The sequence below is a fragment of the Streptomyces albus subsp. albus genome (assembly GCF_000725885.1).
GTDB lineage: Bacteria > Actinomycetota > Actinomycetes > Streptomycetales > Streptomycetaceae > Streptomyces > Streptomyces albus.
On sequence record NZ_JODR01000020.1, the window covers coordinates 62,862 to 85,750 of the forward strand.

A 22,889-nucleotide genomic window follows, 5' to 3' on the forward strand; every position below is an offset into this window, starting at 1 on the left:
GCCCACATCTGGGACGCGTCCTCCGTCGCCGCACTCGACGCGGTCGGGACGAAGTACGCCGAACGCGGCAAGACCGTGGAGATCACCGGCCTGAACGATCCCAGCGCCGACCTGCACGGCAAGCTCGGCGGAACCCTCACCGCCGGCCACTGACCCGGCCGCGCCCCCGCCGCACGGCGCCGCCGCGTGGCGGGCCGCCGGCCGGCGCGTGAGCATGGGGGTGCGCAGGGCCCGGCCCGGACCGCGTGCCGTGCCGGAGGGAACCCGCCCTGCGACACCGTCCCCGCGCACAGCGACGGGCCGGGGAGCAGCCCTCGCCCCCGCTTCGCCGAACTCCGGGAGGCCCGATGCCCCAGCCTCGTCAGCGGCAGTCCCCGCCCGGCGTCACCCCGAAGATGACCCCCAGGCCCGACCACGGTGAGGAGAGCTACCGCGGCTGCGGGCGGCTGACCGGCAAGGTGGCGGTGATCACGGGCGGGGACAGTGGCATCGGCCGCGCGGTCGCGATCGCCTACGCCCGCGAGGGCGCGGACCTCGTGATCTCCTACCTCGACGAGCACGAGGACGCGGAGGAGACCGGGCGCTGGGTGCGGGACGCGGGCCGCGTATGCGTACTGGTACCCGGGGACCTGGCGGACCCGGCGCACTGCCGGTCGGTCGTCGAGCGGGCCGTGACGGAGTTCGGCCGGATCGACGTACTGGTCAGCAACGCCGCGTTCCAGATGACGCGCGACTCCCTCCAGGACATCCCCGACGAGGAGTGGGACCGCACCCTGGCGATCAACCTCAGCGCCTTCTTCCACCTGGCCAAGGCCGCCGTCCCGCACATGCGGCTGGGCTCGGCGATCATCGCCAGTACGTCGGTCAACTCCGACATGCCGCCGCCGCAGCTGCTCCCGTACAACGTCACCAAGGCCGGTATCGCGAACATGGCCGGCTCGCTGTCGCAGCTGCTGGGCCCGAAGGGCATCCGGGTCAACAGCGTCGCCCCCGGGCCCATCTGGACGCCGCTCATCCCGGCGACCATGCCCGAGGAACAGGTGGAGTCCTTCGGCTCCCAGGTACCGCTCGGGCGGCCGGGGCAGCCGGCCGAGCTGGCGGCGGTCTACGTACTGCTCGCCTCCGACGAGGCCGGTTACGTCTCCGGGGCCCGTATCGCGGTCACCGGCGGGCAGCCGATCCTGTGAGCGAGCGGATGAGCGGCCTGTATCCGCTGCGGCTGAGCGTGACGGCCAAGCCGCTGGTCTTCGGCGGCCACGCCCTCGCCCGCCGCCTCGGCAAGCGCGGCATCCCCGACTGGAGCGTCGCGGAGACCTGGGAGTGCAGCGATGTGCCGGGCGCACAAAGTGCGGTGGTCAACGGGCCGCTGGCCGGCCGGTCCTTGCGTCAGGTCGTCACCGAGTACCCCGCGGAACTGATGGGCGCCGGGTGGTCCGGTGACCGCTTCCCGGTGCTGACCAAGTTCATCGACGCCTCCGGCGCGCTGCCCGTGCACCTGCACGCCGACGACGAGGCCGCCCAGCGACTGGAGGGCCAGCCGAACGGCAAGACGGAGGCCTGGCACATCCTCGAGGCGGCGCCAGGCGCGACCGCACTGTGCGGCGTCAAGAAGGGAGTGACGAGCGACCGGCTGCGCGCCGCGCTGGAGGCGCAGGACTTCGACGCCGTGCTGCGCCGGCTGCCGGTGCGTGCGGGGGAGACCGTCTACGTCCCCGGGGGCACACCGCACAGCTTCGGCCCGGACACTCTCGTCTACGAGATCGAGCAGACGTCCGACATCCAGCAGCACGCGATGCGCTGGAACATGGAGGACGGCTCGCCCGTCGGCGACGCCGAGTTCGCCGCCAACCTCGACATGCTCATGCGCCAGGCCGACCTCGACAGCAGACCGGACTTCACGCCAGGGCTCCGCATCCCCGTGGGCGACGGAGTGGAGCGCGTCTTCCTGTGCGCGGGCCCGTACTTCGCACTCGAACGCTGGCGTGCCGCTGCGGAGGAGCCGCTGCGGCACTCCTTCGCCACCGCACAGATCCTCTCCAACGCCGGTGCGCCCGTGCGGGTGCGCACGGGCGGGTGGAGCGAGGAACTCGGGCGGGCGGAAACTCTTGTGCTGCCCGCCTCCTGCGGGGACGTGGAGATCGGCGGGCCGGCCGACGTCCTCTTCGGCTATCTCCCCGACCTCGACCGCGATGTCCGGGGCCCGCTGCTCGACGCCGGATATCCCCGCCGGCTCATCGACGCCCTCGGGCCCGCCGCCGGCGGCGCACCGGGACGAGCCGGACGGGGACCGTGACCGTGGGCGAGGTCCCCGGCGGCGGGCCCGGAGGCAGCCGGGGCCGCATGGCAGGCACCGGGTGTGCAGGCCCGGTCCGAAAGGAGAGTGATGGCCGCACCGGACGCGTCAGCGCGCATGCACCACAGCACCGCGGAGACCGAGGGCGCCGTCGACCTCGTACTGGACCATGCGCGGCGCCGGATCCTGGAGGAGCACCCCCCGCTGAACCGGTCGCGCACCCCGGGGGAACTCTCCCGCCTCGCGGCCGGAACACTCACCGAGGACGGCATCGGGGCCCGTGAGGCGCTCTCCGTCTTCGAACGGATCCTGGCGCCCGCCTGCGTCACCCTCGCCCATCCGCGGCATCTGTCCTTCATCCCCGGGGCGCCCACCAAGGCCGCCACCGCCTTCGACCTCGCCGTCTCCGCGGCCAACGCCTACGGCGGCTCGTGGCTGGAGTCGTCCGGTGCCATCTTCGCGGAGAACGAGGTGCTGGCCTTCCTCGCCCGCGAGTTCGGGCTCCCCGCCGAGGCCGGCGGCGCGTTCGTCCAAGGCGGCACGCTCGGCAACCTGTCCGCGCTGGTCGCCGCCCGCGACGCCGCACTGCGGAAGCGGAACGGGCACCGGCCGCCGCGCTGGCGCGTGGTGTGCAGCGCCGAGGCCCACTCCTCCCTGGTGACGGCCGCCAAGGTGATGGACATCGACATCACGCTCGCGCCCACCGGCGCCGACGGGAAACTCACCGGACAGGCGGTCGAGCGGGCCCTGGGGCGGTACGGGGACGAGGTGTTCGCGGTGGTCGCCACCGCGGGTTCCACCAACTTCGGCATCGTCGACGACATCGCCTCCCTCACCCGGCTGCGCCCCCGCCACGACTTCTGGCTGCACGTGGACGGCGCCTACGGGCTCGCGGCCATGCTGACGCCGGAGCGCCGGGAGCTGTTCCGCGGTGTGGAGCTGGCCGACTCGCTGACCGTCGACCCGCACAAATGGCTGTTCGCGCCGTTCGACGCGTGCGCTCTGCTCTACCGCGACCCGGGCGCGGCACGGGCGGCGCACGCCCAGGACGCGGCGTACCTCGACCCCCTCCACGACGCTCCCGGCTGGAACCCCGCCGACTACGCCGTCCACCTCAGCCGCCGCACCCGCGGACTGCCGCTGTGGTTCTCGCTGGCCACCCACGGGGCGGGTGCGTACCGCGCGGCGATCGCCCGGTGCCTGCACCTGGCGGAGGAGATCGCGGAGGAGATCAGGGCGAGGCCCCGCCTCTCCCTGGTCCGGGACCCCGAACTCTCGGTGGTCGTCTTCCGGCGCGAGGGCTGGCGCAAAGCCGACTACACCGCATGGTCGAACCGGCTGCTCAGGGAGCAGACGGCGCTCGTCGTCCCCAGCTCCCACCAGGGCGAGCCGGTCACCCGGTTCGCCCTCGTCAACCCGGCCGCCACCCGCGAAGAGCTCATCGAGGTCCTGGACACCATGGAGCGGTGACGGGGGAGCCGAACGTCTGGCGGAACGCCTGGCCCGCGCCGAGTGACGGCAGCCGCGGTGGCCTCGCGCCTCCCACTGTCCGTGACGGGCGTCACCACGAGTCATCAAACATGGGAGGTTAGGATGTTTGCTGCGCATGAGGCTGATGGGACTGCTGAAGGGAGCTGAGCAATGAGAGCCGCTGGACCCGGGGAGCCCGGGCGGAGACGGACCATATGGCTGGCGGTGGCATTGATCGTCGTCGCACTGAACCTGCGGCCCGCGATCGTGGCCATGTCGCCGCTGCTCGACGAGGTCCGCTCCGCGACCGGCCTCACGTCCACGGCTGCCGGGCTCCTGACCACCCTGCCCGTGCTGTGCTTCGGGCTGTTCGCACCGGTCGCGCCCCGCCTGGCCCGCAAGGCCGGCATGGAAGCGTCGCTGCTGGTGGTGCTCGTGGTGCTGCTCGCCGGTGTCGGCCTGCGGCTGGCGGGCTCCGTCACGGCCCTGTTCGCCGGCACCTTCCTGGTCGGCGTGGCCATCGCCATGGGCAACGTCCTGCTGCCCGGCATCATCAAACGGGACTTCCCCCACAAGGCCGGACTGATGACGGGCCTGTACTCGATGGCACTGTTCGGCGGCGCCGCACTGGCCGCCGGGCTGACCGTGCCGGTACAGCACGCCGCTTCCCTCGGCTGGCGCCCGGCCCTCGCCCTGTGGGGAGTCCTGGCCGTCATCGCCATCCTGTGCTGGGCGCCGCAACTGTCCACCGAGCACAGGGACATGGCCCCCAGCCACCCCGTCCGCGCCGTGCGGGGCCTGTGGCGGGAGCCGCTCGCCTGGTACGTCGCCCTCTTCATGGGCTTCCAGTCGCTGAACTACTACACCGCCACCGCCTGGCTGCCGGCCATCTTCACCGCCCACGGGATGTCCGCCGGGCAGGCGGGCTGGATGCTCTCCCTCAGCAGCATCCTGGGCATCGTCTCCTCCCTGGCCGGGCCGGTCCTCGCCGGCCGTACCCGCTCCCAGGGGTGGCTCGCCGTCGTCGCCGCGGTGCTGTGCTGCGCGGGCCTGGCCGGAATGATGGCGGCGCCCGTCACAGGCGCCTGGGTGTGGATGGTGCTCCTCGGCCTCGGGCAGGGCGTGGCGATCAGCGTGTCCCTGGCGTTGATCGTGCTGCGGGCCCCCGACGCCCGGCACGCGGCGCAGCTGTCGAGCATGGCGCAGTGCGTCGGATACCTGCTCGCCGCACTCGGCCCGCTGGTGCTCGGCGCCGTCCACGACGCCACGCACGACTGGACCACGGCCCTGACCGTGCTGGCAGCACTGCTGGTGCCGCAGACACTGTTCGGCGTGCTGGCCGGCCGCGACCGCTACGTGGGCCGCCACGAACGGCAGGCCGCGGCCCAGGGCCCCGTCCGGCACACCGACGCGGAGGTGGAGTGGGCCTCGATCGGGGCCGACGCCGACGGCACCCGGTAAGGCGCCGCCCACGGGCACGGGCCGATCCGCGCTGTCGGCCGCGCCGGGGGGCCGCGTCCCCCGGCGCGGCGGCGTCTATCCTCGCTGGTGTCCTGCTCAGGGGCCCGCGGGCCCTCGCCGCTGCCGTACGGCGCAACGCCGTCCGGCCGCGGGTGCCAGGACACCCCCCGCCGCCGCGGCCCGGCCCCGCCCACCCACTTGGAGGTCCCCCATGCCCCTGAGCAGCGCCCCGCGCCCGAACCTGGTGGGGACCGTCATCTCCCAGCTCGAAGCGCTGATCGAGAGCGGCGAGTGGGCTGTCGGCAGCAAGATCCCGCCGGAACCCGTGCTGGTCGAGCAGCTCGGCGTCGGCCGCAACACCGTCCGCGAAGCCGTACGTGCCCTCGTGCACACCGGTCTGCTCGAACCCCGTCAGGGCGACGGCACGTATGTGCGCTCCCGCAGCGAACTCGCCGCCGCCATGCAGCGCCGTCTGCGCCGCTCCGCCGCCCTGGACGCCTACGAGGTGCGCGCCTCCCTCGAACGCGACGCCGCCCGCTACGCGGCACTGCGCCGCACCGACGACGATCTGGCCGCGCTGCGCGCCGCCCTGGGCGGACGCACCCGCGCCTGGCAGGCGCAGGACACCGAGGCCCTGATCGAGGCCGATGTGACCTTCCACCAGAAGGTGGCCGCCGCCGCCCACAACCCGGTGCTCGCCGAGCTGTACGACTACTTCTCCGACGCCCTGCGCTCCACCCTGAGCTCCGTGATGCGGGCCCCTCTCCCCGACGCGGTCCGGCTCCAGAACGCCGCGCACGTCACCATCGTCGACGCCATCGCCGCCCGCGACCCCGACGCGGCCGAACAGGCCGCCGTCGCCCACCTCACCGAGGCCAGCCAGGCACTGCGCGGCCTCGCCGACGCCGACACACCACCGCACCCCTGACCCCGGGGACCGCCCGCGCCTCTCGCAAAACCCGTACGCACGAACCTGTACGCGTCCCGACGCACGGGCCGCCGGGACGAGGGCGTGACGGTATCGTCAGCACACCTCGATGCGCACGGTTGTTCCCCGATCACCGGCGGACGCCCGGAGCAGGCGGTGCCGCGAGAACGGACCGGCCTGCCGCACCGGCCCGCGGAAAGGTCCTCGTATGCGGATCCGCTCCTCCCGCTCCGCCGGTCTGCTCGCCGCCGTCGTACTGACCGTCGGCCTGGGCGCCCTCCCCGGCTGCGGCAACCCGCAGGAGGCGGGCCACTCCACGCGGGAGGCCGACGGCGACAGCGCACGGGCCCGGGCCCAGCGTGCCCGGCACGTCGCGGCGGCATGGGACGGGTCGGCGGCAGCCGCCAAGTGGCGTGCCGGATACCACCCGTTGGCCGAGACGGTCCGGCCGCCGAGGGGCGGCCTGCGCGGCGAGGCCGACAAGCGGGCCTACCGGACGGGCAGTTTCGTCCTGCGGGCGGAATTACCCACCGGAGGACCGCGGCACGGCCGGGTCGAGTGGCACAAGGGGAAAACCCTCAACCGGCCGTCGGACGGGGCGGAGGAGTCCTACGAGGCACTGGCCGAGGCCGCGGAGCCGGGCGCGCCGCACCTGGCGGTGACCCGGGTGGAACCAGGGCGGATGCGCGTCGTCACGAGCCGGGGAGCGGCGACCGTCCCGGCCTGGCTCTTCAGCCTGGAAGGCTACGAAGCGCCCCTCGTGCGGGCCGCCGTCGTCCCCTCCGCACCGCCCCGGTCGCCGGTCGAGCCGATTCCCGGCGTGCCCCTCGCCCTCAAGGGACCCGTAAGCACATCCGCGGACGGACGCGTCATCACAGTGATCGCCCACCACGGTGTCTGCGACCGCGGTGCCGGGGTGGAGGTGCTGGAGACCCGCGGCAGTGTGGTGCTGTCGGCCTTTGTCAAAGGCCCGCGGAAGCCCGGCCTGTGCACCAAGCAACTCGCGTCGCAACGGGGCACGGTGACGCTGCGCCGGCCGGTGTTCGACCGCGTACTGCTTGACGCCACCACCGGCCGGCCGCTTCCCCAACGGCCATGGACCCGGTACTGACCGGGAGAGCGCCGATACCCCTCCGAAAGGGGCTGCACCTCCTCGCGTCCTGGGCGGCAAGCCACGAGGACGACGCGTCCGGTAACCCGCGAGGCACCGCCTGAGGCAAGCCGGTGCCGCACGCACCGGCCACTGCGCCACCGCGTCACTGCGCCACCGCGTCACTGCGGCGCCGTACCGCCGTGCTGCTCCGTCTCCGCCGCCTGCTCGCCGCGGAGGGCGACCGCGCGGCGGAGGGCCGTACGGCAGGCGACGACGGCGGGGTGCCGGCTGCTGCCGCGGCGGGCGACGGTGACGATGCGGCGCGTGCCCTGGCCCTGGGGGAGTGGCCGCAGGGTCACGGTCGTTGGCGGCCCGTCCCCGAGGAGGCCGGGCAGGAAGGCGACGGCGTGTTCCTGCTCGACGAGGCGCAGGTGCAGCAGCAGGTCGGTCGTCTCGAACCGTACGTCGGGTTCGAAGCCGGCCGAGCGGCACAGGGTCAGGGCCCAGTGCCGCGCGGTCGTACCGTGCGGTTCCATCACCCAGGGCCGGTCAGCCAGCGAACGGAGCGCCGCCATCGGGCTCTTCGCGGCGGTTGGCCCGGCTGTTCGCGGGGTGGCGAGGTGGAGTACGTCGTCCAGCAGGTGCTCCTGTTCCAGCCCGACGGGCCGCGGGGCCGGATTGCCCGGGTACTCCTCGGCCAGCACGAGGTCGAAGTCGCGTGCCTGCAAGGCGGGCAGGGCCTCCTCCGGTTCCCGCTGCGTGACGTGGACGCGCAGTCGCGGGTGCGCGTCACGCAGCAGACGCAGCGCGGCCGGGACCAGGGAGAGGGCCGCCGTCTGGAACGAGGCGATGCGCAGGGTGCCGGTCAGTTCGGCGAGGGAGCCGGCGATGTCCGCCTCCGCGCGCTCCAGACGCTCCAGGACCGCCTCCGTGTGGGCGACGAGGATCTTGGCCTGCTCGGTCAGTCGCACCCGGCGCCCGACCGGTTCCAGCAACGGGACACCGACCTCGGTCTCCAGTTGCGAGAGCTGCTGGGAGACGGACGAGGGCGCGTAGGAGAGGGCCGAGGCGACGGCGGCGAGGGTGCCGCGGTGCTTCAGTTCGCGCAGCAGACGCAGCCGGTGCAGATCGAACATCGTGGGCCGCTCCCTCCCGCACTGCCCTTGAACCTCAAAAGGTTCGGATGATCCGATGAGTATAAGTTGGAAACATCCGCTGGACCGATCGAAGCGGTTGCCGGAGCCTGTACGCGTGTCCGAAGACGAAACGGAAGACGAAACCGAAGGCCGAACCTCGCCCCGTACGCCCCGCTGGTTCGCGCGGCCTGCCGCCCGGCTGTGGCGGTGCGCACCTCCGCCCGCGGAGGTGCGGAACTTCCACGCCACGCTTGCCGACTACGCCCCCACACCGCTGACGGAACTGCCCTCCCTGGCCGGTGAACTGGGGGTCGGCCGGGTCTTCGTGAAGGACGAGTCGTGCCGCCTGGGCCTGCCCGCCTTCAAGGCGCTGGGCGCCTCGTGGGCGGTCCATCGCGCGCTCGCCGAGCGGGCCGCGAGCGGTGCCGACCCGGGTCCCGTCACTCTGGTGACGGCCACGGACGGCAACCACGGCCGCGCTGTGGCCCGTATGGCACACCGGCTGGGGCAGCGCGCCCGGGTGTTCGTCCCGCACGGTGTGCATCCGCGGGCCGTCGCGGCCATCACGGCCGAAGGGGCAGAGGTCACCGAGGTGCCGGGAAGCTACGACGACGCCGTGCGCCGGGCGGCCGAGAAGGCAGCCGCCCCGGACGCGGTCCTGATACAGGACACCGCCTGGGCCGGTTACGAGCGGATACCGGGATGGATCGTCGAGGGGTACTCCACCCTCTGCGCCGAGATCGACGAACAACTCGCGTCCCGTGGCGTGGCCGAAGGGCCCGGCCTCGTCTGCGTCCCGGTGGGGGTCGGGTCACTGGCCCAGGCCGTCATCACCCACTACCGCAGCCGGCCGTCCGGCCACGCCCCCGCGTTGCTGTCGGTGGAGCCCGAGACCGCCGCCTGCGTCCTGGAGAGCCTCACCCGCGGCGCACCCGTCAGCGTCACCACCTCGCACACCACCATGGCGGGCCTGAACTGCGGCACCCCGTCCAGCACAGCCTGGCCCCGCCTGCGCGACGGGCTGGACGCCGCCGTCGCCGTCACCGATGCCGCCGCGGACCGCGCGGCTGCCCGCCTGGCCGCACTCGGCGTCTCCTCGGGGCCCTGCGGAGCGGCCACGCTCGCCGGTCTGCGGACAGCGCTCACCGGCCGGGACGCCGGAGACCGGCGAACGTCACTGGGACTCGACGCCACCTCGGTCGTCGTCCTGCTGAACACCGAGGGCACGTCGGCCAACCCCCACTTGGCCACCGCTCCCTGACCACACGGCACGCAACTCCCGCACCCTCCCCCCGACTCCAGCCCCGCCGGGGAGGCCGGCCCGGCCCCCGGCGGGGAGAAAGCCGTCACCATGCTGACCCACTTCGCAGCCGCGGCCGGCGTGCTCGGCCTGCTGACCGTCACACCGGGCCCCGACATGGCGGTGGTGACCCGACGCGCCCTCGCGGCCGGCCCCGGCGACGCACTGCGGACCAGCGGCGGTGTCGCGCTCGGACTGCTGGTGTGGGGAGCCCTCGCCGCGGCGGGCCTCGCAGCGGTGCTGACCGCCTCTCCCACCGCCTACCTCGTCATCAAGCTGCTGGGCGCCTGCTACCTGGTGTTCCTGGGTGCCCGGACGCTGTGGCAGCACCGGCACTCCGCGCCCGACACCGCTGCGGACACGGCCGGCGCGACCGGAGGCGGCCCCTGGCGGACGGGGCTGATCAGCAACGTCCTCAACCCGAAGATCGCCGTCTGCTACACCGGACTGCTGCCCACGCTGGCCCCGCCCCAACTGCCCGCCGCCTGGGCCATGGTGCTCCTCGTCCTCCTCCACGCCGCCCTCACCCTCGCCTGGCTGGGCGGCTGCGTGCTGCTGCTCACCCGGTCGGGACACCTGCTCCGCAGTCCGCGGAGCCGCCGCTTCCTCGGGCGGACCACGGGTGCGGTGCTGATCGGCTTCGGCCTGGTGGCCGTGTCGGTGTGAGCCCTCGCCGGGAAGGGCGCCGCGGCCGGACGCAGGTGCTCGTCCGGCCGCGGGGCGGGGTGGTCCGCTCCGCCGGCGGGAGCCGAGGGCACGGCTCCCGCCGACGGGGGCGTCACCACTTGATGGCGTCCTCCAGCGACTGCTGCCAGTAGGTGACCTTGAGGCTGTCGTCGATGTAGACGCCCTCCGCGGGCAGCGACGGGTGGGCGCCGGCCGGGACGTCCTCGTCGGGGGTGCGGCCCTGGAAGTAGACGGTGAGGGACTTCTCCACGTGGCCGTCGCCGCCGCTGCCGTCGGCGGAGGACAGGTTCACGGAGGCGTACCCGCTCTCGCCCGGAGCCAGCGTGACGACGGCCTGCGGCTTCGAAGCCTCGATGGCCGGCGGCACCGACTGCGCCTCGCCGAAGCGGACGGCCGGGTAGGCGTAGAGGTAGCAGGTGCTGTTGCTGGTGTTGGTGACAGTGAGCAGCATGTGGTTCGCCGGGCGGTTCAGAAGCTGCGCCTCCGTCCGGGTGTTGGAGCCCTGACAGGTGACGGCCTTGCCGGCGCTCGTACGGGCGTTGCGCTTCCCGGCGGTGACCGTCGCCGCATCACCCGCAGCCGCCTTCGAACCGGACGCGACCTGTTCGGCGTCGTGGTGGGAGGACGAGACGGCGCGGGAGGAGGCGGAGGGCGAGGAGGCGCCCGAGGAGCGCGCGTCGTCGTCCGCCGATCCGCCGCCGCACGCGGTCAGGGAGAACGCGGCGAACGCGACGGCCGCGGCGGCGGGCAGGAGACGTGCGCGGGAATTGCGGATGCTGGACACGTGGGTGAGCCCCTTCGGTGGTGCGGTCGGTGTGGTGCTTGGATGACCGAAGCTTGCGGGGCGGTCCGTCCCAGGTGCCACACAATCCGGCCAGTTCGGGACGCCGGAACGCAGAAACAGGCTCCGACCAGGGACAATGCAGAGGTCCTGGAACGCGGGAACGGGACGCGACAGGCCACCGGGGGAAGGGGAGGGAACGGTGTCAGGGGCGACAGGGGCCACCGGAGCGAGGGGCTTTGCCGAGGAGGCGGAGGCGTTCGCCGAGCTGCTGCGGCGGCTGAAGGAACGCTCGGGGCTCAGCTACGGCGCGCTCGCCAAACGGCTGCACACGAGCACGTCGACGCTGCACCGCTACTGCAACGGCAGCGCGGTCCCGGCCGACTACGCACCCGTCGAACGGCTCGCCAGGGTGTGCCGGGCCACCCCGGACGAACTGGTGGAGCTGCACCGGCGGTGGATCCTGGCGGACGCGGCGCGCGGACGCAGGGCGGCGCCGGGAACGCGCGGCGGGACGAGTGGTGACGGCACCGGACAGCCGAAGGCGCCCCCGGCGCCCGTGGAGCCGACGACCGGCGCCGGGGGCGGCCCCGCCCGCCCGGAGGCCCCCGGAGACGGGCTGCCCGGGTCGGGGGAGGGCCCGGCTGTCGCGGGTGGCTTGCTGTCCGGGGCCGGGGAGACCCGCGACGTTCCGGGGAACGGCGCGCACCCGGCGGCGGGAGGACCGCCCGTTCCGGGTGACGGCCCGAACGGGACGAGTGGAAGCCAGGCCGTTCCGGCAGACGGCCTGGCCAAGACGGTGGGGAAGCAGGCTGTCCCGGACGACGGTCCGCACGGGACGGCAGGAGAACCGGCTGTCCCAGGAGACATCCCGTCCGGGGCAGCGGACGGCGCGGAGGCGGCGCCCGGGGACGACGGATCCGGCGGGCGCGGCGCCCCCGAGGCATCCGGTGAACACGCCCGTCCCGACGGACGGGACGGGCATGGCGCACCCGGACGGAACGACGAGCAGGGCCGCCCGGCCCGCTCCGACGAGCGCGGCCATCCCGCCCGCCCCGACGGCCGAAGAGCACTCACCGGATCCGACGGGCGCGGCGGCACGGGACTACTCGATGGACGAGGCGAACCCGACGAGTGTGCCGGTCCCGACGGCCCCGCCCGGCCCGACGGCCCCGACCGGTCACAGGAACCAGTGGTCCACCGCACCGTGGCCCGCGCTCCCGTACGCTCCCGGCGGCGCCGGACCCTGCTCGTCGCCTCCGTCGCCGCCGCCGTTCTGGGAGCCGTCGCCCTCACCGTGCAGCTGCCGGCCACCCGCGGGGACGTCACCGGCAAGCAGGCGGCCGAGGTCACCGCTCCGGCCACCGGAGCAAGGAGTGGTCCGGGGCGGGCGCACGAGGCACGGCCACCCGTGCCCTTCCCGTCCCCGTCCCGGTCCAGGAGTGCGAGCGGCGGTGGCTCCGCCGCGCCGACGCCGAAGTCCGGTGCCGAGGACGGCAGGAGCGCCGCCCGGCGCGGCGGTGGTGCGCCCGTCAACGTCGCCGTCCGCCCCTACGTCTACGAGAGCCCGTGCAGTCAGCACTTCCTCGTGGACGGTGAGCCGGAACAGGTCGGCCCGCCCGCCGGTGAGCAGGACGCGCCCCGCTGGGCCGCCGCCTACCGTGCGGTCTCCTCGGGGGAGCAGCGCGTGGCCCTCACCGTGCAGGGCACCGGCAAGGAGACCGTCGTGCTGGAGGCCCTGCATGTGCGGGTCGTCAGCAAGGGCGCCCCGCTCGCCTGGAACGACTACTCGATGGGCGTCGGCTGCGGCGGCAACGTCGAGACCAAGTCCTTCGGTGTCGACCTCGACAACGGCAGCCCCACCGTCACCGTCAGGAACGGCCAGCGGGACTTCCCGTACAAGGTCAGCGAGTCCGACCCGGAGGTCTTCTACGTCACCGCCCGCACCAAGGCGCACGATGTCCGCTGGGACCTCACGCTGGACTGGTCGAGCGGCGACCGTCGCGGCACGGTGCACATCGACAACAACGGCAGCCCCTTCCGCACGAGCGCCGATGCCGGCCGCCCCGGCTACGACTACCCGCTGGGCGGCAGCGAGTGGATCGAACGGGAGGAGTAGCCGTGGCCGCCCGTCACCGTGCGGCGGCTGCCGCGTTGCGGATCCAGCTGCGGAACTCGATGGCCAGGTGCCGGCAGTGGCCCTCGATCATCGAGTCCGGTGCGGCGGACGGGTAGATGACGCGTACCACCACATCCGCGCCCGTGGCGGTGTCCCGTGCCTGGTGCAGGCAGTACGCGAAGGGGGTGCCGTCGTCCAGGGCGAGCAGGGCGTTCATCAGCGTCACCGGGTAGGCGGCGTCCAGGTACGCGCCGACCGCCGGGGGCAGTTCGCGGGCCACCGAGACCTTGAAGCGGGTGAGGTGGCCGCCGATCGTCTCGACCATGCCCCCGGTGTAGGACGGCGGTTCGACGTAGTGCTCGGGGTGGGCGTTGAGCAGCAGTGTCTTGTCCTGGAAGCGGCCGGTGCCGGCCTGTGACCCGAACCAGCCGGCCAGCTCGGAGCCGCCGAGTCCGTGCACGGTGAACTCGGTGCGGGACTCGCGGTAGGTGCCGGCGGAGGCCTCGACGAGTCCCTTCTGGAAGCGGTCACCGGCGGCTATCTGGTCGGCGAGGAGGTCCATCATCACCTGGCCACCGGCCACGGTCTTGAGGTTCTTCAGCGCCCGTCGCGCGGCTTCGAGTTCCCACCGGTCCACTGCGGTTTCGTCGAACGTGCCGCCCATCGTGTGGACGTCGACGGTCACCGAGCGGTGCGGCTGTGTATCGGTGCTGGTGCTCATGGGTGTCTCTTTCGCCAGGGTGGAGAGGTGCGTGGCATGACGGAATTGCCGGGCATGCTCATGCATCGGCCCGCTTGTCGGGGCCTCGACGGCGAGCGTAAGATGCATCCATGCATCTTGCAAGCTCGGATTCCGGTCCCAGGCGTCGCCGGCACGGCGCGGAACTGAAAGCGGCGCTGCTCGACGCGGCGTGGGACGAACTCATGGAACGCGGGTACGCCGCACTCACCTTCGCCGGGGTCGCGCACCGTGCGGGCACCAGCCGCCCGGTCGTCAACCGCCACTGGGCCGCCAAGGACGTGCTGGTCCGCGACGCCCTGGCCCGCGCCGGCGACAGGTTCCCGTTCGCCGACCCCGACACGGGGTCGCTGCGCGAGGACACCGTCGCACTGCTCGAACAGCTCAATGACGGGTTCGCGATGTTCGCTGCGGCCATGACCGCACAACTGGCCGCCTACTTCGAGGAGACGGGAACGACGCCCGCCGAACTGCGGGCATCCCTGATCGACCAGCGGTGGTCACTGATCGAATCCGTGACGCACCGTGCCGTCGAACGCGGAGAGATCGACGGGGCGAAGCTGACCCCCCGCATCATGCGGCTGCCCTACGACCTGCTCCGGCACGACGTCCTCATGAACCTGCGACCCATGCCCTCCTCGGACATCGAGGAGATCGTCGACACGGTCTTCCTCCCGCTGGTCACCTGAGCCGCTGCTCACCTGAGCTGCCGGGCTGCCGGGCAGCCGGGCAGCCGGGCACCGAAGCGTGGGCCGGCCGGCCCGCTGACACAGATCGTCAACTGATCGACTCTCACGGGACTGGCCGCTCTGCGGGCCCTGCGTAGGGTTTCAAGGAGACGAAGCAGTGCGGCATTCACGCACTCCGTCCGCTGCCGCGCCGAGTGTTCAGGCGCATCCCGAGAGAAGGAAACACCCCTATGCGTGCCCTTGTGGTCGAGCACGGCGAGGCCGGACCCGTCCGGTTCGCCGACGTAGACGAGCCCGAGCCGTCCAGCGACGAGGCGTTGGTCGAGATACGCCACATCGGTCTCAACTTCGGCGAGCTGAACTATCTGCACCTGTGGCAGTCCGGCGCCGTGCACGGTCACGACGCGGCCGGCGTCGTGGTGCGCGCCGCGGCCGACGGCTCGGGGCCGCCCGAGGGCACCCGCGTCGCGCTGGGGATGTCGTCCCACGCGTGGGCGGAGCGGGTGGCGGTCAGTCCCGCCTCGCTCGGCATCGTCCCCGAGGGCGTCGATCTCGCCGACGGCGCCGCGCTGGGCATCGCCGGAGTCACCGCGCTGCGGGTGCTGCGCAAGCGTTCCCTGCTGGCGCGCGACGTCCTGATCACCGGCGCCAGCGGGGGCGTGGGCCATTTCGCCGTCCAGCTGGCGGCGCTGGCGGGCGCCCGGGTGACGGCACTCGTGGGCTCACCGGACCGGGCCGCCGGACTCCGCGAACTCGGAGCCGACAGGGTCCTGACCGACCTGGCCGGGACCGAGTACAGCTTCGACTTCGTCCTGGACACGGTCGCCGGACCGCTGCTGGCCCAGGCGTGGCACCGCCTCGCCGAAGGCGGCACCATCCACCTGGTCGGCTACTCCTCGGGGCAGGACACCACGTTCCCGTCAGGGGCCTTGTTCGGCTTCGGTGAGTCCCGCAGCATCACCACCTACGGCGACATGACGCCGACCAGCGAGGACCTGACGGACCTGCTCGGCCTCGTGGCCGCCGGAAGGCTCTCGGTACCGGTCGGACTGCGGGGCAGCTGGCTGGATGTGGACGATGCCGTCCAGGCACTGTTCGCGCGGAAGGTGCACGGAAAGATCGTTCTTGACGTGGTCTGACGCCTGGCGACAAGAAGGGAACGATGGACGTACTCGCTGAGGCCCTGCGCGTATCTGGCGCGCGAGGGGCACTCGGGGTCGTGCTGGAGGCCGGCGGGACCTGGGGCCTGTGGCTGGACTCCTCCCCGGGAGCGGCACTGCACGTGGTGTCCCGCGGCACGATGTGGCTCCACGTCCCGGGCGGGAAACCCCTGGAGGTGGGGGAGGGGGACGCCGTCCTGCTGCCGCCGGGCACCGCCCACGGGCTGGCCGGCGGGCCCGACACGGTGATGGGGCCCTGTGACCGGGAGGCGACGGGACGGGCGCTCACCGACGGCAGCGCCCTGCACCTGGGCTCGGACCCGGCGCGGACGGAGGTGCTCATCCTGCGCTACGAGCAGGACCCGGAGGTGAGTACGCCGGTGCTCACCTCCCTCGCCCGGCCGATGCACGTCACGAGCCGCGAGAACGCACAGTTCAGAAAGACCGTCGAGTTTCTGACGGCCGAACTTGCACAGCCGCAGATCGGCACCACCGCCGCCGTCAACAGCATCGTCGACCTTCTGCTCATCCAGTTCGTACGCGTCTGGCTGGCCCGCCACCCGGAGCGGCAGCCCGGCTCATGGCTGGGCGGGATGCGCGACCCGGTCGTACGCGACGCCCTGGAACGTGTCCACGCCCGGCCGGAACACCCCTGGACCACCGAGTCCCTGGCGGCGGCGACCTCGGTCTCCCGGGCGACGCTGTCCCGGCACTTCAGATCCGCCCTCGGACAGACGCCGGGTGCGTACGTGACGCAGTGGCGCCTGGACCTGGCGTCCGTCCGGCTCCGCGACACCGACGAGCCGGTCGAGTCGATCGCCGACGCGGTCGGCTACGCCTCACCGCACGCTTTCAGCCGCGCCTTCCGACGTGCCCGGGGCATGCCGCCGGGCGAGTACCGTGCCCGGCTCCGGGGCGACCGCGGGCAGACGGCCACCGGCGGCAACGCTTGAGCACGCCGGTCCGGGCCGACGCGGCGGCGGACCGGCCGCAGCGGGCCTGTTGCCCAGCGGCCACGTACTCAACAGGCATACCGGGAACCACACGCTCACCAGTCGGAAAGGGCGCCCCAGTGGCCGCTCAGCCCCCGACGGCCGCCGCCGGCGCCGACGCTGCGAGACTGCTGCCATGGACCCAGTGCCGCACCCTGTCGCCGATGCCCTCTCCTACCTGGCCGGTGAGTGGACCGTACGCCGTGAGCTGCGTGACCGGGCAGCCGGTCACAGCGGCTGGTTCACCGGGCGCGCGGAGTTCCGCAGGGACGGCACCGGTACGGAATGGCTGCACGTGGAGGAAGGCGTCCTGGAGTGGGGCGGGACCCGGCGGCAGGCCGGGCGGACGCTCCGGCTGACACCGAACCCGGACGGCACCGCGGAGGTCGCCTTCCTGGACGGGCGGCCCTTCCACCACCTCGACCTGACCGGCGGCCGGTGGATCGCCCGGCACCCGTGCGCCGCCGACCTGTACGAGGGCACCTTCACGGTGGTCTCCGACGACGAGTGGCGGCTGCGCTGGGTGGTGCACGGCCCGGCCAAGGACCAGTTGCTCAGCTCGGTCTACCGCCGGACCGCACCCTAGCGGCGCTTTTGGCCCGTACCGCGCCGGACGGCCGAGGAAGACGCCCCGACGCCGGGGCGCAGGCTCAGATGGTCGAGGACGAGCCCCACCCCGCGAGCCACCCACGTCCACGTCCTCACCAGAAACTCGTCCACCGCATCCTTCTCTCCACGACCTTCGTCCCCTGACCAGACGCAACCAGCACCCGAACGGTTGCCCAACAGCCGCCCCTTCCGCGCGGCCCGTCCAATGTGCCGGCCCGCCGCATGGAACGGTGAAGGGGCGCCGCCCGGGTGCGGGGCCGGGCGGCGCCCCTGGGGCCGGCCGGGTCATTCCCGGGTGCCGGTCCGGGTGAGGGGGAGGTGCAGGGTCTCGCGGAAGGCGAAGAGGACCACCAGTGCGGAGACGACGGCGAGCCCCATCAGGTAGAAGCCCGGCGCGAGGGGACTGCCGACGGCGGTGACCAGACCGGTGGCGACGAACGGTGCGGTACCGCCGAACAGGACGTAGGCCGCCGTGTAGCCGAGGGCGGAGCCGCTGGCCCGCAGCTGGCCCGGGAACATCTCGACCATGGCCGGGACGTTGGAGGTGCCGATCACCGCGACGAGCACCGCCAGTACCGCCGTGCCGACGAGGGCTCCGGCCAGTCCGGTGCCGATCAGCCAGAAGACGGGGAGGGTGGCGACCGCGAAGCCGCCGCAGGCCGCCAGCAGCATCGGCCGGCGCCCGTAGCGGTCGCTGGCGGCGGCCATGAAGGGGCAGGCCGCGCTGTAGGCGAGCATTGCGACGAATCCGACGAGCATGGCCTGCGACTTGGTGTAGCCGACCTCCTCCGACATGTAGGAGATCATGTAGCTGCTCATCAGGTAGTAGCCGACCGCGTTGGTGATGCTGTAGCCGAAGAGCGTCAGCACCTGCCGCCGGCAGGCCCGCCACGCCTCCCGCAACGGCGCCTCCTGCACGGCCTCGCGCCGCTCCATCGCGCGGAAGACGGGGGTGTCCTCGATCCGGCTGCGCAGATAGAGGCCGATGAGCCCCAGCGGCCCGGCCAGCAGGAAGGGGATGCGCCAGCCCCAGCTCTCCAGTGCGGCCTCGTCCAGGGACGAGGTGATCACCAGCCCGGTCAGTGCGCCGGCCACCGAGGCGAGTCCCACCGTCAGCGGGACGACGCTCGCGTACCGGGCACGGCGGCCCTCGGGCGCGTACTCCATGATGAACGCGGAGGCACCCGTGTACTCGCCGCCGGTGGAGAAGCCCTGCACCGCGCGCAGCAGGAAGAGCAGCACCGGGGCGACGATGCCGATGGTGGCGTAACTGGGCAGCAGGCCGATGAGGAGTGTCGAGCCGCTCATGCACAGCACGCTCAGCGCCAGCATGCGGTTGCGGCCGATCCGGTCGCCGTAGCGGCCGAAGAAGGCGGCGCCCAGCGGCCGGGCGATGAAGCCGCCCGCGAAGACGGCCCAGGTCGCCAGGAGGGCGGCGGTCTTGTCGTACTGCGGGAAGAACAGTCCCGCGATGGTGGCCGACATGATGGCGTAGGCGCCGGAGTCGAACCACTCGACGAAGTTCCCGACGGCGGTCGCCAGGGCGACCTTGCGCCGTACCCGGGGTGCGTCGGCCGCTTCGGCCGCCGTGCCGTCGCCGCGCGTCTCGTCCCCCGGGGCGGACCGGGGCAGGGTGCTGTCTGTCGTCACCGTGGCCCGTCCTTCGTGCTCTGTGTACCGGTGTCGGGGGTGGCGGGTGCTGGGGCCGCGGGGTTCGCGGCGGCACCGAGGTCGCGGGCCCGCAGGGCGGCGCGCTGGACCTTGCCGGTGGCCGAGCGGGGCAGCTCGTCGGTGAACTCGATCAGCCGCGGGTAGGCGAAGCGGGAGTGGGTGGTGCGGGCGAAGCCGGAGATCTCCCGGGCCAGCTCGTCACCCGGCTCGTATCCGGGGTTCAGCTCGATCCACGCCTTGACGGCCTGGCCGCGCACCGGGTCGGGGACGCCGACCACTCCGGCGTCGGCGACGGCGGGGTGCCCGCGCAGCACGGCCTCCACCTCGTAGGGGCCGACCCGGTACCCGGAGGTCTTGATGACGTCGTCGGTGCGGCCCAGGAACCAGAAGTAGCCGTCCTCGTCCATGACGGCCTGGTCCTTGGTGCGGTACCAGGTGCCGCCGAAGGTCTCGGCCGACGCCTCGGGCCGGTTCCAGTAGCCCAGCGGGTACTGGGGGTTGGACCCGGCGCGCAGGCAGATCTCGCCCGGCTGTCCCACGGGCACCTCGCGGTCGTGCTCGTCCAGCAGTGCGACGTCCCAGCCGGGCAGGGGCCGGCCCATGGAGCCGGGCTTGACCGGTACGCCGGGGAAGTTGCCGAGCAGCGGGTAGGACTCGGTCGATCCGTAGTAGTCCAGCAGGGTCACGCCGAACTGTTCGCGGAACCAGTCGATCAGGTCGGGGGTGAGCGGCTCGTTGGAGCAGCACACCACGCGCAGCGACTGCGGATAGCGGGTCCCGGCGTCCGGGACGTCCTGCATCATCTTACGGAGGAACGTGGGGTTGACCAGGGCCGTTGTCACCTTGTTACGGGACATGGCGGCCAGCAGCCCGGCCGGGTCGAAGCCGGCGGCGGGCCGGTGGACGAGGTGGACGGCGCCGGCGCGCAGCGGGCCCATCAGCTTGGCCATGGACCAGGCCCAGTCCCCGGCGCCGTAGAAGACATCGCCGGGCCGCAGATCGTGGCAGTGGCGGAACTCGTTGTGCCCGAGCAGGGTGCGGTGGGCGTGCACGATGCCCTTGGCCGGTCCGGTGGTCCCGGAGGTGTAGAAGATCAGCGCCGGGTCGTCGGCGGCCGTCGGGGCGGTCGCGTACTCGGGTGCCAGGGCGCCGATCGCCGGGTCGTCGACGTCCACCACGGTGCCGTCGAAGCCCTCGGCCCGGCCGAGCGCGGCCCGCTCCGTGATCAGTACGCCCGCGCCGGAGTCGGCCAGCCGGTAGCGGATGGGCTCGTCCGCCCACAGCAGCGACATCGTCACCAGGACGGCGCCGGTCCGCAGGACGCCCAGATAGGTGGCCGGGGTGTCCGGACGCTGCGGCAGCAGCACGGCCACCCGGTCGCCCTTGCGGACACCGAGCGCGTGCAGATGCGCGGCCACCTGGCGGGAGCGGTCCTGGACCTGCTGCCAGCGGACCTCCTCCCGGTGGCCGGTGTGGTCCTCGAAGATGAGCGCGAGTTTGTCGCCCGGGTGCCGGTCGGCGACGTCGGCGGCCATGTTGTACCGCTCGGGGACGCTCCAGCGGTGGTCCGCCACGAGCCGGCGGTAGACGGAATCTCCGTCACCGGTCGTATCGGCGGTATCAGCGGCATCGGCGGTGTCGGCGGGGGTGACGCCGGTGGTCATGGTGTTCCTCCTGGTGGGGCGGGGCGGATCCGGGGGGTACGGGCCGGTGCGACGCGGCGGCGGCCGGCCGGCTTCAGCGGCGGCGGCCGGCCAGGAAGCGGGCCATCTCGCGTTGCGGCTCGCCCGTGGCGTAGGCGGCCGTGTGCACCTTCTTCGCCGCCTCGACCGCCTCGTCGAGCCCCGCGTCGTCCAGTTCGCGCAGCCGGCCCTTGGTCAGGGCGACGGCACCGGGCGGGAGCTCCGCCAGCCGTGCGGCCTCCGCCAGCGCCTCGCTCTTCACCCGGTCCTGGTCCACCAGGCGGGACAGCAGCCCGAGCCGCTGCGCCTCGGGGCCGTCCACCAGGCGGCCGGTGAGGGCGAACTCCGCGGTCTTCGCGCGGCCGAGGATGCCCCGCATGGCCCAGATGCCGGTGATGCTGGGGATGCCGGAGAGCACTTCCGGCTGTCCCATCCTGACGCCCTCGTGGCCGATGCGGAGGTCGGCGAGGAGGGCGAACTGGAATCCGGAGCCGGCCGCGACCCCGTTGACGGCGGCGACGACCGGTTTGTCGAGGGCCCGCACCGCGCGGAAGAGGCGGCCGAAGTCGTCGATCCACGCCTCGGCGGCGGCGTGGTCGTCGGGGTCGATGGCGGCCGTCTCCGCCAGGTCCTGGCCCGCGCAGAACGCGCGTCCGGCGCCGGTGAGCACGACCGCCCGGCACTGCGGGTCGGCGCCCGCCTCGTCGAGCGCGGCGACGAGCCGGTCACGCATCGCGGCGGTCCAGGCGTTCAGCTTGTCGGGACGGTTGAGCGTCACCTCGGCCACGTGGATTCCCTCGCCGTCGGCCGGTACGGGGTGGCGGGTCACCAGGACGGTGCTGTCGTCGGTCATGAGGGCATGCCTTTCTGTCGCTTGTGTCGCTTCCGTGGTTTTCAGGGGCCTGACTGCGCCTGTCGTGCGCGCAGGGGAGGGCTGCGGCATGGCCGCCGCACATGGGGTGGGTGGGTTGAGGGCGGGTGAAGGCCGGTGGGCTTCCCGTCGGCAGCCATGCAAACAGCCCGCGATGTGATCCGGCTAACACCAATCGGGACTGCCGGCGATATCGGAGCGATATGGTGCGCCGATGGAGCTTCGTCACCTGCGTTATTTCGCCGTTCTGGCCGAAGAGCTGCACTTCGGCAGGGCCGCGGAACGGCTGCACATGGCGCAGCCGCCGCTGTCGCAGCGCATCCGCGACTTGGAGAACGAACTGGGTGTGCGGCTCTTCGACCGCACCCGTCCCCGGGTTCAGCTCACCGAGGCGGGCGCGCTGTTGCTGGAGCACGTACGGCCGGTGCTGGCCGGCGTCGACAGTGCACGGGAGGCCATGCGGCGGGTGCGGCCGGGGGAGGCGGGCGTCCTGCGGGTCGGCGTGCCGCCGGACACGGGCCCGCAGGTGCTGCCGACGCTGACCGCCGGCTTCGCCCGCCGCGTCCCCGACGTGCTCATCGACCTGCACGAGCTGACGACCGACGAGCAGTTGCTGCGGCTGCGTGAGGGCGAACTGGACGCGGGGGTGGTCCGGCACCCCGCGGACACGGTCGGTCTGGAGTCCGGGCCGGTGCTACGGCGGGAGCTGGGCGTCGTGCTGCGGGCCGACCACCCGGCGGCCCGGCCCGGGGGCGCCGTCCGGCTGCGCGACCTGGACGGCGCCTCGCTGGTGGTCTTCCCCCGGGCGATGGCGCCACGGCTGTACGACCACATGCTGCTCATCTGCCGTGACGAGGGGCTGCTGCCCGGGGCCATCCGGCACGCGCGCAACCCGCACTTCGTGCACGGTCTCGTCCTCGCGGGCCGGGGCGTCCACTTCAACGAGCCCCCGGCGACACCGCTTCCCGACGGACTGGTCTGGCGCCCGCTGGAGGGGGCGACGCTGGCCTGGCAGACCTCGGTCGTGTGGGTGCCCACCCGCCACAACGAGGCGATCGTCGCGTTCACCGAGGCGGTGTCCGAAGGACTGACGGCGGCCGGGCACCGTCTGGTGGAGGCGGTGCCCGAAGCAGCCCGGAGTGGTGACTGAGGCGGCGTTGGGCACGGGCGGTCACGACCCGCGCTCCCCCTGTGGAGGGCCGGACCGG

At 73.1% G+C, this 22,889-nt stretch carries 20 protein-coding genes and 2 pseudogenes; 16 read left to right on the forward strand and 6 right to left on the reverse strand.

Annotation, left to right across the window (positions count from 1 at the left end; genetic code table 11):
• From IO40_RS37130 to IO40_RS0123260, 7 genes and pseudogenes are all read left to right on the forward strand, one after another.
• A pseudogene (locus IO40_RS37130) lies at positions 1 to 153 on the forward strand (SulP family inorganic anion transporter); the annotation flags it as partial.
• Positions 154 to 347: 194 nt separating this feature from the next.
• Entirely contained in the window at positions 348 to 1,187 is an 840-nt protein-coding gene (locus tag IO40_RS0123235; RefSeq protein ID WP_016473169.1) for an SDR family oxidoreductase, read from the forward strand.
• A gap of 8 nt (positions 1,188 to 1,195) precedes the next feature.
• Complete coding sequence (locus IO40_RS0123240) at positions 1,196 to 2,293, forward strand: type I phosphomannose isomerase catalytic subunit (protein ID WP_033229551.1); 1,098 nt, start codon at positions 1,196 to 1,198, stop codon at positions 2,291 to 2,293.
• Positions 2,294 to 2,383: 90 nt separating this feature from the next.
• A complete protein-coding gene (locus IO40_RS0123245; protein WP_031176063.1) occupies positions 2,384 to 3,763 on the forward strand; it encodes a pyridoxal phosphate-dependent decarboxylase family protein in 1,380 nt (459 codons plus the stop codon).
• A 225-nt stretch (positions 3,764 to 3,988) separates the two neighbouring features.
• Positions 3,989 to 5,224 carry a CynX/NimT family MFS transporter gene (locus IO40_RS0123250; RefSeq protein ID WP_234029945.1) on the forward strand — a complete coding sequence of 412 codons (1,236 nt, stop codon included), beginning with the start codon at positions 3,989 to 3,991 and terminating at the stop codon, positions 5,222 to 5,224.
• A gap of 211 nt (positions 5,225 to 5,435) precedes the next feature.
• A complete protein-coding gene (locus tag IO40_RS0123255) occupies positions 5,436 to 6,152 on the forward strand; it encodes a FadR/GntR family transcriptional regulator (protein WP_016473173.1) in 717 nt (238 codons plus the stop codon).
• A gap of 208 nt (positions 6,153 to 6,360) precedes the next feature.
• Positions 6,361 to 7,263 carry a hypothetical protein gene (locus tag IO40_RS0123260; protein ID WP_016473174.1) on the forward strand — a complete coding sequence of 301 codons (903 nt, stop codon included), beginning with the start codon at positions 6,361 to 6,363 and terminating at the stop codon, positions 7,261 to 7,263.
• A gap of 161 nt (positions 7,264 to 7,424) precedes the next feature.
• Here IO40_RS0123260 and IO40_RS0123265 read toward each other — a convergent pair whose 3' ends face one another.
• Complete coding sequence (locus IO40_RS0123265; protein ID WP_031176064.1) at positions 7,425 to 8,381, reverse strand: LysR family transcriptional regulator; 957 nt, start codon at positions 8,379 to 8,381, stop codon at positions 7,425 to 7,427.
• A gap of 55 nt (positions 8,382 to 8,436) precedes the next feature.
• Between IO40_RS0123265 and IO40_RS0123270 the strand changes: the two genes are divergently transcribed.
• Together IO40_RS0123270 and IO40_RS0123275 are read left to right on the forward strand one after the other, a co-directional pair.
• Positions 8,437 to 9,642 (forward strand): diaminopropionate ammonia-lyase, encoded by a 1,206-nt coding sequence (locus tag IO40_RS0123270; protein ID WP_030407047.1) that lies wholly within the window; start codon positions 8,437 to 8,439, stop codon positions 9,640 to 9,642.
• Positions 9,643 to 9,732: 90 nt separating this feature from the next.
• Positions 9,733 to 10,347, forward strand: coding sequence for a LysE family translocator (locus IO40_RS0123275; protein WP_016473177.1), 615 nt, complete (start codon positions 9,733 to 9,735; stop codon positions 10,345 to 10,347).
• A gap of 112 nt (positions 10,348 to 10,459) precedes the next feature.
• Here IO40_RS0123275 and IO40_RS0123280 read toward each other — a convergent pair whose 3' ends face one another.
• Entirely contained in the window at positions 10,460 to 11,152 is a 693-nt protein-coding gene (locus IO40_RS0123280) for a DUF4232 domain-containing protein (RefSeq protein WP_031176065.1), read from the reverse strand.
• A gap of 199 nt (positions 11,153 to 11,351) precedes the next feature.
• Here IO40_RS0123280 and IO40_RS36140 point away from each other — a divergent pair.
• Positions 11,352 to 11,639: pseudogene (locus IO40_RS36140) on the forward strand (helix-turn-helix domain-containing protein); the annotation flags it as partial.
• A 378-nt stretch (positions 11,640 to 12,017) separates the two neighbouring features.
• Positions 12,018 to 13,268, forward strand: coding sequence for a transcriptional regulator (locus tag IO40_RS39875; RefSeq protein ID WP_397611664.1), 1,251 nt, complete (start codon positions 12,018 to 12,020; stop codon positions 13,266 to 13,268).
• Positions 13,269 to 13,281: 13 nt separating this feature from the next.
• Here the strand turns inward: IO40_RS39875 and IO40_RS0123300 are convergent, their stop codons facing one another.
• Positions 13,282 to 13,989, reverse strand: coding sequence for a hypothetical protein (locus IO40_RS0123300; protein WP_016473180.1), 708 nt, complete (start codon positions 13,987 to 13,989; stop codon positions 13,282 to 13,284).
• Positions 13,990 to 14,099: 110 nt separating this feature from the next.
• On the opposite strand from IO40_RS0123300, the gene IO40_RS0123305 reads away from it, so the two are divergent.
• The 4 genes from IO40_RS0123305 (at position 14,100) to IO40_RS0123320 (ending at position 17,434) form a co-directional block, all read left to right on the forward strand.
• Entirely contained in the window at positions 14,100 to 14,696 is a 597-nt protein-coding gene (locus IO40_RS0123305) for a TetR/AcrR family transcriptional regulator (protein WP_016473181.1), read from the forward strand.
• Positions 14,697 to 14,926: 230 nt separating this feature from the next.
• Positions 14,927 to 15,835 (forward strand): zinc-binding dehydrogenase, encoded by a 909-nt coding sequence (locus IO40_RS0123310; RefSeq protein WP_016473182.1) that lies wholly within the window; start codon positions 14,927 to 14,929, stop codon positions 15,833 to 15,835.
• 23 nt (positions 15,836 to 15,858) lie between these two features.
• Complete coding sequence (locus tag IO40_RS0123315; RefSeq protein ID WP_016473183.1) at positions 15,859 to 16,809, forward strand: AraC family transcriptional regulator; 951 nt, start codon at positions 15,859 to 15,861, stop codon at positions 16,807 to 16,809.
• A gap of 175 nt (positions 16,810 to 16,984) precedes the next feature.
• Positions 16,985 to 17,434 carry a DUF6314 family protein gene (locus IO40_RS0123320; protein ID WP_016473184.1) on the forward strand — a complete coding sequence of 150 codons (450 nt, stop codon included), beginning with the start codon at positions 16,985 to 16,987 and terminating at the stop codon, positions 17,432 to 17,434.
• Between the two features lie 308 nt (positions 17,435 to 17,742).
• Here the strand turns inward: IO40_RS0123320 and IO40_RS0123330 are convergent, their stop codons facing one another.
• The 3 genes from IO40_RS0123330 to IO40_RS0123340 form a co-directional block, all read right to left on the reverse strand.
• Positions 17,743 to 19,107, reverse strand: a complete 1,365-nt coding sequence (locus IO40_RS0123330) for an MFS transporter (protein WP_016473185.1) — start codon at positions 19,105 to 19,107, stop codon at positions 17,743 to 17,745.
• Entirely contained in the window at positions 19,104 to 20,792 is a 1,689-nt protein-coding gene (locus IO40_RS0123335; RefSeq protein ID WP_016473186.1) for an acetate--CoA ligase, read from the reverse strand. Before IO40_RS0123335 ends, IO40_RS0123330 begins: the two co-directional genes overlap by 4 nt.
• Before the next feature lie 73 nt (positions 20,793 to 20,865).
• A complete protein-coding gene (locus IO40_RS0123340; RefSeq protein WP_016473187.1) occupies positions 20,866 to 21,663 on the reverse strand; it encodes an enoyl-CoA hydratase/isomerase family protein in 798 nt (265 codons plus the stop codon).
• A 232-nt stretch (positions 21,664 to 21,895) separates the two neighbouring features.
• Here IO40_RS0123340 and IO40_RS0123345 point away from each other — a divergent pair, with 232 nt between their 5' ends.
• The gene (locus IO40_RS0123345) at positions 21,896 to 22,831 is read left to right on the forward strand and encodes a LysR family transcriptional regulator (protein ID WP_016473188.1); all 936 of its coding nucleotides are present in this window, start codon (positions 21,896 to 21,898) and stop codon (positions 22,829 to 22,831) included.
• Positions 22,832 to 22,889: the final 58 nt, after the last annotated feature.

Excerpts from the sequence above, each read along its gene's own strand:
- IO40_RS0123300 (WP_016473180.1), bottom strand. The coding sequence starts at position 13,989 with ATGAGCACCAGCACCGATACACAGCCGCACCGCTCGGTGACCGTCGAC.
- IO40_RS0123310 (WP_016473182.1), top strand. The coding sequence starts at position 14,927 with ATGCGTGCCCTTGTGGTCGAGCACGGCGAGGCCGGACCCGTCCGGTTC.
- IO40_RS0123335 (WP_016473186.1), bottom strand. The coding sequence starts at position 20,792 with ATGACCACCGGCGTCACCCCCGCCGACACCGCCGATGCCGCTGATACC.
- IO40_RS0123305 (WP_016473181.1), top strand. The coding sequence starts at position 14,100 with ATGCATCTTGCAAGCTCGGATTCCGGTCCCAGGCGTCGCCGGCACGGC.
- IO40_RS0123265 (WP_031176064.1), bottom strand. The coding sequence starts at position 8,381 with ATGTTCGATCTGCACCGGCTGCGTCTGCTGCGCGAACTGAAGCACCGC.
- IO40_RS0123245 (WP_031176063.1), top strand. The coding sequence starts at position 2,384 with ATGGCCGCACCGGACGCGTCAGCGCGCATGCACCACAGCACCGCGGAG.
- IO40_RS0123315 (WP_016473183.1), top strand. The coding sequence starts at position 15,859 with ATGGACGTACTCGCTGAGGCCCTGCGCGTATCTGGCGCGCGAGGGGCA.
- IO40_RS0123275 (WP_016473177.1), top strand. The coding sequence starts at position 9,733 with ATGCTGACCCACTTCGCAGCCGCGGCCGGCGTGCTCGGCCTGCTGACC.
- IO40_RS0123320 (WP_016473184.1), top strand. The coding sequence starts at position 16,985 with ATGGACCCAGTGCCGCACCCTGTCGCCGATGCCCTCTCCTACCTGGCC.
- IO40_RS0123235 (WP_016473169.1), top strand. The coding sequence starts at position 348 with ATGCCCCAGCCTCGTCAGCGGCAGTCCCCGCCCGGCGTCACCCCGAAG.
- IO40_RS0123340 (WP_016473187.1), bottom strand. The coding sequence starts at position 21,663 with ATGACCGACGACAGCACCGTCCTGGTGACCCGCCACCCCGTACCGGCC.
- IO40_RS0123270 (WP_030407047.1), top strand. The coding sequence starts at position 8,437 with ATGAGTATAAGTTGGAAACATCCGCTGGACCGATCGAAGCGGTTGCCG.
- IO40_RS0123255 (WP_016473173.1), top strand. The coding sequence starts at position 5,436 with ATGCCCCTGAGCAGCGCCCCGCGCCCGAACCTGGTGGGGACCGTCATC.
- IO40_RS0123345 (WP_016473188.1), top strand. The coding sequence starts at position 21,896 with ATGGAGCTTCGTCACCTGCGTTATTTCGCCGTTCTGGCCGAAGAGCTG.
- IO40_RS0123260 (WP_016473174.1), top strand. The coding sequence starts at position 6,361 with ATGCGGATCCGCTCCTCCCGCTCCGCCGGTCTGCTCGCCGCCGTCGTA.
- IO40_RS0123240 (WP_033229551.1), top strand. The coding sequence starts at position 1,196 with ATGAGCGGCCTGTATCCGCTGCGGCTGAGCGTGACGGCCAAGCCGCTG.